Annotated in this window: 3 protein-coding genes; 2 read left to right on the top strand and 1 reads right to left on the bottom strand. The window is 68.1% G+C overall.

What is annotated here, in order from left to right:
• Window positions 1-791 precede the first annotated feature (791 nt).
• A complete protein-coding gene (locus ACLML9_RS27140) occupies window positions 792-3,263 on the bottom strand; it encodes a phosphoketolase (RefSeq protein ID WP_411948173.1) in 2,472 nt (823 codons plus the stop codon).
• A gap of 403 nt (window positions 3,264-3,666) precedes the next feature.
• Here ACLML9_RS27140 and ACLML9_RS27135 point away from each other — a divergent pair, with 403 nt between their 5' ends.
• Both ACLML9_RS27135 and tig read left to right on the top strand, forming a co-directional pair.
• Window positions 3,667-4,242: an FKBP-type peptidyl-prolyl cis-trans isomerase gene (locus ACLML9_RS27135; RefSeq protein ID WP_411948172.1), complete on the top strand. Its 576-nt coding sequence runs from the start codon at window positions 3,667-3,669 to the stop codon at window positions 4,240-4,242.
• Between the two features lie 534 nt (window positions 4,243-4,776).
• The gene (gene tig, locus ACLML9_RS27130) at window positions 4,777-6,150 is read left to right on the top strand and encodes a trigger factor (RefSeq protein ID WP_411948171.1); all 1,374 of its coding nucleotides are present in this window, start codon (window positions 4,777-4,779) and stop codon (window positions 6,148-6,150) included.
• Window positions 6,151-6,340: the final 190 nt, after the last annotated feature.

The following is a 6,340-nucleotide window of genomic DNA, read 5'->3' as shown; positions in this document are numbered from 1 at the left end:
GGCGAGGGCTCCGGCCAGTACGGCGGCGGCGGCGATTCTCTTCACGAATCCGAAGTTGCGGGCGATGGTCATGGCGTGCTCCGTTCTGTTCCGGCGGATAGAACTTCTACGGTGAGTCAATGTGTGTGGGCCCGTAGTTCTATGTGCCGCTGTCTAACGGTACGGTACACGAGTGTTTGAATAAGCGTCTATGCATTTCTCACGATTGGGAACGGCTGGACCGCTCCGGGGGTGCGAACTATCCCGCCGGGGACTCGACCGGTTCGGAGGTCGGGGTCGGTACCGCGAACACCGCCTGGGGCACGCACGACAGCGGCTCGCCGGTCACGATCCGGGCCACGGCCTCGATATCCAGGTCATTTCCCGAAGCGGGGACGAGCGTTCCCGGGCCCGGCCGACGGTCGCGCACTAGGCGCAGGTTCTTCTCGCGGGAGTAGGCGTACCTGCGCCGGCCCGGAAGTGCTCCGGTCTACGGCTCTTGACGACTAGTCCGACCGGATCGGCCGATACCTGCTGGTGAGCGGATTTTCCGGAGGGTATTTCGGTTTGTACACGTCCTCGCCGCTGTATCGCCGGCGTTCCGGACCGACGCGGTACACAAGCTCGGGCGCGGTCGCTCCGGTGCGGCCCCCGGACGAGGGTGTCGACCGGGTTCGAGGGCGGCGCCGACCGTCCGAGACCGCGGCGGCGCCCCCGGCAGGTCGGTGTGCACGCCATCGGGCCGCCCGCATCATCCTCGGCCGGCGTCATCGGTCGGCGGCGGCCCGGCCGTGACCTCGCTCTGCGCCGGGTCAGGCGACCGACGGGCCGGGACGGCGCCAGTTCGCCACTTCGGGGATGTCCTCACCGTGCTCGCGGGTCCAGGTCCGGGCCCGCAGGCGTGCGTCGACCATCTGCTGGCGCAGCCCCGCCGCCTGCTGCCGCAGCGCGGGCACCCGGTCGATCACATCCATCACCAGATGGAATCGGTCGAGGTCGTTGAGCATGACCATATCGAACGGGGTCGTGGTGGTGCCCCGTTCCTTGTACCCCCGCACATGCAGACCCGAGTGATTGGTGCGGCGGTAGGTGAGCCGGTGGATCAGCCACGGATAACCGTGGAAGGCGAAGATCACGGGGGAGTCCCGGGTGAACAATGTGTCGAATTCGCTGTCCGGTAGCCCATGCGGATGTTCGTCGGCCGGTAGCAGCCGCATCAGATCGACTACGTTCACCACCCGCACCCGCAGCCAGGGCAGCTCCTCGCGCAGGATCGCCGCGGCGGCCAGGGTTTCCAGGGTCGGTACGTCGCCGGCGCAGGCGAGGACCACATCGGGGGTGGTGGCCGGTTCGTCGCGATGACCCGCCCACTCCCAGATACCGATACCGCGGGCGCAGTGCAGTGCGGCATCGGTGGGCCCGAGCCAATCCGGTTGCGGTTGTTTACCGGCCACCACCACGTTCACGTAGTGCCGCGAGCGCAGGCAGTGGTCGTACACCGAGAGCAGGGTATTCGCGTCCGGCGGCAGATACACCCGCACGATCTCGGGCTTCTTGTTCAGCACGACGTCGAGGAAACCGGGGTCCTGATGGGTGAAGCCGTTGTGGTCCTGCCGCCACACATGCGAGGACAGCAGATAGTTCAGACTCGCCAGCGGCTGCCGCCACGGCACCGCCGCGCTCGCGTCCAGCCATTTGGCGTGCTGGTTGAACATGGCGTCCACGATGTGGACGAACGCCTCGTAGCAGGTGAAGACCCCGTGCCGGCCCGTGAGCAGATAGCCCTCCAGCAGGCCCTGGCACATATGCTCGGACAACACTTCGATCACCCGGCCGGAACGATCCAGTTTCTCGTCGTGGACGCCGATCTCGGCCTGCCAGTTACGGCCGGTGACCGCGAGGATGTCCTGCAGCCGGTTGCTGGCCAGCTCGTCCGGGGCGAAGGTCAGGAAATTGTCGGGATTGCGCGCGGTGACCTCCCGCAACCAGCTGCCGAGCACCCGGGTCGCCTCGTGCGTGGTCCGGCCCGGTTCGGCGACGTCGACCGCATGACCGCGCCAGTCGGGCAACCGCAGATCCCGCACCAGCGTGCCCCCGTTGGCCACCGGATTCGCGCTCATCCGCCGGCCACCGGCCGGGACGAGCCGGCACAGTTCCGAGACCGGGGCGCCGGCCTCGTCGAACAGCTCCTCGGGCCGGTAGGAACGCAACCATTCCTCGAGCACCGCCCGATGCGACGCGTCCTGCCGGGCGCCGGGCAACGGAACCTGATGGGCGCGGAACGTACCCTCCACCGGATCTCCGTCCACGATCGGTGGCCCGGTCCAGCCCTTCGGGGTGCGCAGCACGATCATCGGCCAGTGCGGGCGGGAGGTATCGCTGCCGTCCCGGGCGGCCCGCTGGATCTGCGCGATCCGCTCCAGGCAGGTGTCCACGGCGGCGGCCATGTCCTGATGGACCCGCGCCGGCTCGGCACCGGCGACGATCAGCGGCTCGTAACCGTAACCCCGCAGCAGCGAGACCAGCTCGTCCTCGGGAATGCGGGCCAGCAGAGTGGGATTCGCGATCTTGTACTCGTTGAGGGCGAGGATCGGCACGACGGCGCCGTCGCGCGCCGGGTTCAGAAACTTGTTGCAATGCCAACTGCCCGCGAGCGGACCGGTTTCGGCTTCGCCGTCACCCACCACGCAGAACACGGTGAGATCCGGGTTGTCCAGCGCGGCACCGAACGCGTGCAACAGCGAATAGCCCAGTTCGCCGCCTTCGTGGAAGGAACCCGGCGTCTCCGGTGCGCAATGGCTGGGAACCCCACCGGGAAAGGAGAACTGGGCGAACAACGCCCGCATACCCTCGCCGTCGCGGGGCACATGGCTGTACAACTCGGAATAGGTGCCCTCGAGCCAGGCGCAGGCGTTGGGACCCGGTCCGCCGTGCCCCGGCCCGGCGACGAACACCGCGTTCAGATCGCGTGCCAGGATGGCGCGATTGGCGTGCACCCAGACCAGGTTCAGCCCGGGCACGGTGCCGAAATGGCCGAGCAGCCGGGGTTTGATGTGCTCCGGGGCCAACGGTTCGCGCACCAGGGGATTGGCCATCAGATAGATCTGCCCCACCGACAGGTAGTTGGCGGCCCGCCACCACGCGTCGAGGCATTCCAGCTCCTCGGCGGCCAAGGGGCCCGGGGCCGCCGACAGCGTATAGGGCCGGGGCGCGACGGATTCCCCACCGTGACTGCCCACATTGTCGGCACTGGTGTCCCCGCCTGCACTCGCCAACTGCGTCATACGCCTAACCTCCTGGAGGTCGTGGTCGCGCCGGGCTACCGCACCCCGAGTGCGGACTGCCACCACGATAGCTGGAGGTGTGCCATACTGCCCTCGGTTCGCCGATGGCGACCGGCGAAAATTCTTCGCTCCAGCCCACGCCTTACCCATATCGCGGGATGGAAACCGGTGCCCGCGCCGGGGACCCGGCGGCTCGGGCGGTCCGCGGCGATTCCGGACGTCGGTCGCGGACCGAGGCGACCGGCACCGGAGTGAGCACTATTCGGGGCGGTGGGTACCGAAGCGGAGATCCGCATACCGATCGCCGCCACCGGCAGCCGGGACGGCTCCGTGCCGATGACGCGGGGAGGTGCCGCGATATCGCCGGGCCGCTCGTTCGAGGCCGGCCGGTAGGGTGCGGCACATGCAGACAATCGGCAGGATCCTCGCTGTCACCGCCGTCACCGCGGCCGCTCTCGGCCTCGGCGGATGCGGCTCCGACGACTCCGGCGGCACCGCGACCACCTCCACGGCGGCCGATTCGTCCGCCGCTCCGGGGCAGACTGCGCCCGCCGAATCGAAGGGTCGCGAATGCACGGCCGACGATATCGATGTCCAGGGTGGGTTCGGCGAAGTCCCGCAGATCACCCTCCCCGAGGACTGTGACCCGCCGAAACAACTCGTGACCAAGGACCTGGTGCCCGGCTCGGGCCCCGGCGCCGCCCCCGGACAGCAACTGACCATGAACTACGCCCTGGTCACCTGGTCGGACAAGCAGAAACTGGACTCCTCGTTCGACCGCGGCGAACCTTTCGAACTCACCCTCGGCGACGGTATGGTCATTCCCGGGTGGGAACAGGGACTCGAAGGCGTTCAGCAGGGTGCCCGCCGGTTGCTGATCATTCCGCCGGACCTGGGCTACGGCGCCGGCGGTAACGGAGTGAAGCCGAACGAGACCCTGGTCTTCGTCACCGACGCAGTCTCCGTCCCCCAGGGATGAGGTGCCGAGGTTCGGCGTTCGAGGGCTCGTTGGATGATCGCGTCATCGCTTGGAGCCCCGCCCCGGTCCTGGAGCGTGGGTGGTCGGCCGTTCACGGATCGGCGACCATCGAGCACTTTCCGTGGCTGAGCCCATCCGGGCCGGTCGAGGTGCACGTTGGCGGACACCTTCCGTCTATTCCGAATGGTCTGCCTCGGGGGTCGGGGCCCGCCCCCGGTCCTGGAGCGACAGAGCGAAGGAACGCAGCGACCGAGCGCCGGAGTGAAGAACCGGGGTCACAGGGCCCCGACCCGCCCCGCCGGAGGCGGGGCAAGTAAACACAGCACCGGGCTGCAGCGCACATGACCCGGTCAACTACCCTGGTCGGGATGCGTATCCCGGGCGCGTGAAACCGCAGGTGCTCGCCGCTTCGGACGGTACGCCGAGGGTGCGTACCCGCGCGCCGTCGCCAGACCACGCGCCATCACCCGGCCACCAGCACGGATATCGTGCGGGGTCGGTGAACACGAACCGACGAGAACAAGGAGCATGTCCGTGAAGAGCACCGTCGAGCAGCTGAGCCCGACCCGGGTCCGGATCAATGTCGAGGTGCCCTTCGAGGAGCTGAAGCCGGACTTCGATCGCGCCTACAAGGCCCTGGCCAAGCAGGTGCGCATTCCCGGCTTCCGTCCGGGTAAGGCGCCGGCCAAGCTGCTCGAGGCGCGCCTGGGCCGCGGTGCGGTTCTGGAGCAGGTCGTCAACGACGCCCTGCCCGGCCGCTACAGCGAGGCCGTCACCACCTCCGAGGTCAAGGTCATCGGGCAGCCGGAGATCGAGATCACCAAGATCGAGGACGGTCAGGAGCTGGCCTTCACCGCCGAGGTGGATATCCGGCCGGAGATCGCCCTGCCCGAGGACTACAGCACTATCGCCGTCACCGTGGACGCCATCGAGATCACCGATGCCGATATCGATGAGCAGCTGCAGTCGCTGCGCCAGCGTTTCGGCACTCTCACCGGCGTCGAACGCCCGGTCCAGGACGGCGATTTCGTCTCCATCGACCTGTCCGCCACCGTCGACGGCGAGGAGGTGCCGGAGGCCGCGACCACCGGCCTGTCGCACGAGGTCGGTTCCGGTCAGCTCATCGAGGGCCTGGACGAGACCCTGATCGGGATGTCGGCCGGGGAGTCCAAGGAGTTCACCTCGACCCTGGTCGCCGGTGAGCACGCCGGCCGGGAAGCCGCCATCACGGTGACTCTCGGCTCGGTCAAGGAACGTGAGCTGCCCGAGGCGGACGACGAATTCGCCCAGCTCGCCAGCGAATTCGACACCATCGACGAGCTGAAGGCCGATCTGCGGTCCCGCGTCGAGCGGGTCAAGAAGGTGCAGCAGGCCGGCGATATCCGCGACAAGGTGCTCGAGCAGCTGCTCGAGAGCGTCGAGGTGCCGCTGCCCGAGGCCGTGGTGAAGGCCGAGATCGACGCCGTCGAGCACGACGCGATCCACGGCTTCGACCACGACGAGGCCAAGTTCGCCGAGGCGCTGGAGGCCCAGGGCTCGAGCCGCGAGGAGTTCGACGCCGATACCAAGGAGGCCGCCGAGAAATCGGTGAAAACCCAGCTGCTGCTGGACGCGGTCGCCGACGCCGAAGGCACCCAGGTCGGCCAGGAAGAGCTCACCGAGCGGATCCTGTTCCAGGCCCAGCGCTACGGGATGGCGCCCGAGCAGTTCATCCAGCAGGTGCAGCAGGCCGGCCAGCTCGGCGCCGTTTTCGCCGATGTCCGCCGCGGCAAGGCTCTGGCCGAGGTCGTCGGCAAGGTGACGGTCACCGATTCCGAGGGCAACAAGGTCGACACCGACGAAATGTTCGGTACCGCCAAGGAATCCGACGAGGAGACCACCGAAGAGGCCACCTCCGACGCGGAGTGACCCACGCGAGAATTGCGGGTAGGAAGCCCTGAGACCTAGGCGGTGTTGGCAATCCGGAGACAGAAGATCGGCAATCGCTGTCCCCGGTGCTGTGTTTTTTGGCGCCGCCTTCGGCGTCGCGGGGTTGAGGCCCCCTGGGTCTCGCCGTTTCGGCCTCGGGACTCGAGCCTTCGGCTCATGCGCTTTCGAG

This window comes from Nocardia sp. NPDC002869, from assembly GCF_046764065.1.
GTDB lineage: Bacteria > Actinomycetota > Actinomycetes > Mycobacteriales > Mycobacteriaceae > Nocardia > Nocardia rhamnosiphila.
The sequence above is the reverse complement of the archived record's forward strand: the minus strand, read 5'-3'. Positions and strand labels throughout refer to the sequence as shown.